The sequence below is a fragment of the Streptomyces flavofungini genome, assembly GCF_041028215.1.
Taxonomy (GTDB): domain Bacteria; phylum Actinomycetota; class Actinomycetes; order Streptomycetales; family Streptomycetaceae; genus Streptomyces; species Streptomyces flavofungini_B.
On sequence record NZ_JASKYR010000577.1, the window covers coordinates 1 to 4863 of the forward strand.

Annotated in this window: 5 protein-coding genes; 4 read left to right on the forward strand and 1 reads right to left on the reverse strand. The window is 68.7% G+C overall.

Annotation, left to right across the window (positions count from 1 at the left end; genetic code table 11):
• Positions 1–145: 145 nt before the first annotated feature.
• The 3 genes from AB8Z36_RS30040 to AB8Z36_RS30050 all read left to right on the forward strand — a co-directional run bounded on the left by AB8Z36_RS30040 (position 146) and on the right by AB8Z36_RS30050 (position 4141).
• Positions 146–805: a LuxR C-terminal-related transcriptional regulator gene (locus AB8Z36_RS30040; RefSeq protein ID WP_369216540.1), complete on the forward strand. Its 660-nt coding sequence runs from the start codon at positions 146–148 to the stop codon at positions 803–805.
• 323 nt (positions 806–1128) lie between these two features.
• Complete coding sequence (locus tag AB8Z36_RS30045; RefSeq protein ID WP_369216536.1) at positions 1129–3057, forward strand: 2-oxoacid:acceptor oxidoreductase subunit alpha; 1929 nt, start codon at positions 1129–1131, stop codon at positions 3055–3057.
• Entirely contained in the window at positions 3050–4141 is a 1092-nt protein-coding gene (locus AB8Z36_RS30050) for a 2-oxoacid:ferredoxin oxidoreductase subunit beta (RefSeq protein ID WP_369216537.1), read from the forward strand. The genes AB8Z36_RS30045 and AB8Z36_RS30050 overlap by 8 nt, the downstream gene beginning before the upstream one ends.
• A gap of 43 nt (positions 4142–4184) precedes the next feature.
• Here the strand turns inward: AB8Z36_RS30050 and AB8Z36_RS30055 are convergent, their stop codons facing one another.
• A complete protein-coding gene (locus AB8Z36_RS30055) occupies positions 4185–4568 on the reverse strand; it encodes a winged helix-turn-helix transcriptional regulator (protein WP_369216538.1) in 384 nt (127 codons plus the stop codon).
• A gap of 107 nt (positions 4569–4675) precedes the next feature.
• Between AB8Z36_RS30055 and AB8Z36_RS30060 the strand changes: the two genes are divergently transcribed.
• A partial coding sequence (locus AB8Z36_RS30060; protein ID WP_369216539.1) for an NAD(P)H-binding protein occupies positions 4676–4863 on the forward strand: 188 nt, incomplete at its 3' end.

A 4863-nucleotide genomic window follows, 5' to 3' on the forward strand; every position in this document is an offset into this window, starting at 1 on the left:
GGCGTGAACTGTCCGGTGACAGAGCCGGTGAGCCGCCGCCGATCGCGCGATACTGAGGAGGCCGGGTGTACGGGCCGACGTGACGGACGTCGGACGGGGCCCCGGCAGCCGAGCGGTCGGGGGGCCGAGAACAGTGGAGGACACAGTGCGGGTGGTCATCGCCGAGGATTCAGTGCTGCTCAGGGAGGGCCTGACCCGGTTGCTGACCGACCGCGGGCACGATGTGGTCGCCGGTGTGGGTGACGCCGAGGCGCTGATCAAGACGATCACCGACCTCGCGGCGCAGGACGCCCTGCCGGACGTGGTCGTGGCCGACGTGCGGATGCCGCCGACACACACCGACGAGGGGGTGCGGGCCGCGGTGCTGCTGCGTCAGCGCCACCCCGGCCTCGGGGTGCTGGTCCTTTCGCAGTACGTCGAGGAGCAGTACGCCACCGAGCTGCTCGCCGGGTCGAGCCGGGGCGTGGGCTATCTGCTGAAGGACCGGGTGGCCGAGGTGCGGGAGTTCGTCGACGCGGTGGTGCGGGTGGCCGGGGGCGGTACGGCCCTGGACCCGGAGGTCGTGGCGCAGCTGCTCGGCCGCAGCCGCAAACAGGACGTCCTCGCGGGGCTTACACCGCGTGAGCGCGAGGTACTCGGCCTGATGGCCGAAGGGCGGACGAACTCCGCGGTCGCCCGGCAGCTCGTGGTGAGCGACGGGGCGGTCGAGAAGCACGTGAGCAACATCTTCCTGAAGCTCGGGCTCTCCCAGAGTGACGGGGATCACCGTCGCGTGCTCGCTGTTCTCACCTACCTCAACTCATGACCGGCGGACAATCTGCCGGGTAAATGGTTGACCCAAAAGCATCACGGAAAACCATCTCTCGATCACAAAGAGCACCGATCAAGCACCGAGCACCTGTACGAGCCATAGATAGTCCTAGAACCAAGGGATGAGCGGGGAGCGTCATCTATGAAGGGCCGGGGGGCGAGGCAAAACATGGCAAATCAGTGCAAGAAGGCGTCTCAAAAGGGCGTCCATCATGCGAGCTACCCGAGGAAGGCGCCCCTTACAGACGTAGGGTGGGCCCTGGGAACACCGGGCGTCCCGGCGCTCTCGCTCAGCCGCCTTGAGGGAGGTCCAGTTCAGTGACCAGCCAGGTCAGTAGCCAAGCGGAGCAGGCCGACGCGGCAGTCGTCGGAGAGCAACGCACGTCGCCCGAGAAGGATGTGCGGCGTCTGGACCGGGTGATCATCCGCTTCGCGGGTGACTCCGGTGACGGCATGCAGCTCACGGGCGACCGGTTCACTTCGGAGACGGCGTCGTTCGGCAATGACCTGTCGACGCTACCGAACTTCCCGGCCGAGATCCGGGCGCCGGCCGGGACGCTGCCGGGTGTCTCCTCCTTCCAGCTGCACTTCGCCGACCACGACATCCTCACGCCGGGCGACGCGCCGAACGTACTGGTGGCGATGAACCCGGCGGCGCTGAAGGCGAACATCGCCGATGTGCCGCGCGGCGCGGAGGTCATCGTGAACACCGATGAGTTCTCCAGGCGGGCGATGCAGAAGGTGGGCTATGACACCTCGCCCCTTGAGGACGGCTCGCTGGACGGCTACAGCCTGCATCCGGTGCCGCTGACCACGCTGACGGTGGAGGCGCTGAAGGACTTCGACCTCTCCCGCAAGGACGCGGGCCGCTCCAAGAACATGTTCGCGCTGGGGCTGCTGTCGTGGATGTATCACCGGCCGACCCAGGGCACGGAAAGGTTCTTGCGGACCAAGTTCGCCAAGAAGCCCGCGATCGCGGAGGCGAACATCGCCGCGTTCCGGGCGGGCTGGAACTTCGGCGAGACCACCGAGGACTTCGCGGTCTCCTACGAGGTCGCCCCGGCCGCCACCGCCTTCCCCACCGGCACCTACCGCAACATCTCCGGGAACCTGGCGCTGTCCTACGGACTGATCGCCGCCGGGCGCCAGGCGGACCTGCCGCTGTATCTGGGCTCCTATCCCATCACCCCGGCCTCGGACATCCTGCACGAGCTGTCCCGGCACAAGAACTTCGGGGTGCGCACCTTCCAGGCCGAGGACGAGATCGCCGGGATCGGCGCGGCGCTGGGCGCGGCGTTCGGCGGCAGCCTGGCGGTGACCACCACCTCCGGCCCCGGCGTGGCGCTGAAGTCGGAGACCATCGGCCTGGCGGTCTCCCTGGAGCTGCCGCTGCTGGTGGTGGACATCCAGCGCGGCGGCCCCTCCACGGGGCTGCCCACCAAGACCGAGCAGGCCGACCTGCTACAGGCGATGTACGGGCGCAACGGCGAGGCGCCGGTGCCGATCGTGGCGCCGAAGACCCCGGCGGACTGCTTCGACGCCGCCCTGGAGGCGGCCCGGATCGCGGTCACCTACCGCACCCCGGTCTTCCTGCTCTCCGACGGCTACCTGGCCAACGGCTCCGAGCCCTGGCGCATCCCCGAGGTCGACGAACTGCCCGATCTGCGGGTGCAGTTCGCCTCCGGTTTCAACCACACCGCCGACGACGGCACCGAGGTCTTCTGGCCCTACAAGCGCGACCCGCAGACCCTGGCCCGCCCCTGGGCGATCCCGGGCACGCCGGGCCTGGAGCACCGCATCGGCGGCATCGAGAAGCAGGACGGCACGGGCAACATCTCCTACGACCCGGCCAACCACGACTTCATGGTCCGCACCCGCCAGGCCAAGGTCGACGGCATCCAGGTGCCCGACCTGGAGGTCGACGACCCGACCGGCGAGGCCGGCACGCTGGTCCTCGGCTGGGGCTCCACCTACGGCCCGATCACCGCCGCGGTGCGCCGCCTGCGCGCGGCCGGGCAGCCCATCGCGCAGGCCCATCTGCGCCACCTCAACCCCTTCCCCGCCAACCTGGGCGAGGTCGTGCGGGGCTACGACAAGGTGGTGATCCCCGAGATGAACCTCGGCCAGCTCGCCACCCTCATCAGGGCCAAGTACCTGATCGACGCGGTCTCGTACAACCAGGTCAACGGCATGCCGTTCAAGGCCGAACAACTCGCCACCGCTCTGAAGGAGGCCATCGATGGCTGACACCAAGACGGCCGAGTCGGAAGGCACCGGGAGCACGATCGAAGCGCTTTCCCTGGTGCCCAAGGCCGAGGCCAAGCAGTCCATGAAGGACTTCAAGTCCGACCAGGAGGTGCGCTGGTGCCCCGGCTGCGGTGACTACGCCGTGCTTGCCGCCGTGCAGGGCTTCATGCCCGACCTCGGCCTGGCCAAGGAGAACATCGTCTTCGTCTCCGGCATCGGCTGCTCCTCCCGCTTCCCGTACTACATGAACACCTACGGGATGCACTCCATCCACGGCCGCGCCCCGGCCATCGCCACCGGCCTCGCCTCCTCCCGCCGCGACCTGAGCGTCTGGGTGGTCACCGGCGACGGCGACGCGCTCTCCATCGGCGGCAACCACCTCATCCACGCCCTGCGCCGCAACGTCAACCTCAAGATCCTGCTGTTCAACAACCGGATCTACGGCCTGACCAAGGGCCAGTACAGCCCCACCTCCGAGGTCGGCAAGATCACCAAGTCGACCCCGATGGGCTCCCTGGACGCCCCCTTCAACCCGGTCTCCCTGGCCATCGGCGCGGAAGCCTCCTTCGTGGCCCGCACCGTCGACTCCGACCGCAAACACCTCACCAGCGTGCTGCGCGCGGCCGCCGACCACCCCGGCACTGCCCTGGTGGAGATCTACCAGAACTGCAACATCTTCAACGACGGCGCCTTCGAGGTCCTCAAGGACAAACAGCAGGCAGAGGAAGCCGTCATCCGCCTGGAACACGGCCGGCCCATCCGCTTCGGCACCGAGAACTCCAAGGGCGTCGTGCGCGACCCGGCCACCGGCGACCTCAAGGTCGTCGCGGTCACCGAGGACAACGAAGGCGACATCCTGGTCCACGACGCGCACGCCACGTCCCCGACCACCGCCTTCGCGCTCTCCCGGCTCGCCGACCCGGACACCCTGCACCACACCCCGATCGGCGTCTTCCGCAACATCGAACGCCCGGTCTACGACACCCTCATGGCCGACCAGCTCGACACCGCCATCGAACACAACGGCAAGGGCGACCTCGCCGCACTCCTCGCGGGCGGCGACACCTGGACCGTCGTCGGCTAGTCCGGCGTCGGCCGTCTCTTCGGCGAGGCCCGGTCCTGAGGGTTCAGGACCGGGCCTCGTCGTATGCCGCGCGCGCCTGCTCCACGTCGTCCATGCGGCGCTTCGTCCAGGACGCGAGGGACGTGACCTGCTCGGCGGCCTCGCGGCCCAGCTCCGTGAGGGAGTAGTCGACGCGGGGCGGGATGACGGGCTTGGCGTCGCGGTGCACCATGCCGTCGCGCTCCAGCGTCTGGAGGGTCTGGGTCAGCATCTTCTCGCTGACGCGGCCGATGGCGCGGCGCAGCTCGCTGAAGCGGTACGGGCGCTCCGCCAGGGCGATGAGGACGAGGACGCCCCAGCGGCTCGTGACGTGCTCAAGAACGAGGCGGTGCGGGCACATCGCCTCGCCGTGCCGCTGCCGCTCCGCGCGCATCTCACTAACTTTCATGTCGGTACCTTACTTCAAAGTGGGTACTTTCCAATAGTTAGCGCCCTATCTAAGGTGAGTGACGTACCGAAAACGGAACTTGAACCGCGTCACAGGAGTTGTCACCCATGAGCATCGTCGTCACCGGCGCCACCGGACACCTCGGCCGTCTCGTCGTCGAGGGGCTGCTCGCCTCCGGCGTCCCCGCGTCCGGGATCGCCGCGGTGGTCCGCGACAAGGCCAAGGCCGCCGACCTCGCCGAGCGCGGCGTCGAGCTGCGGATCGCCGACTACAGCGCCCCCGAGACCCTGCGCGG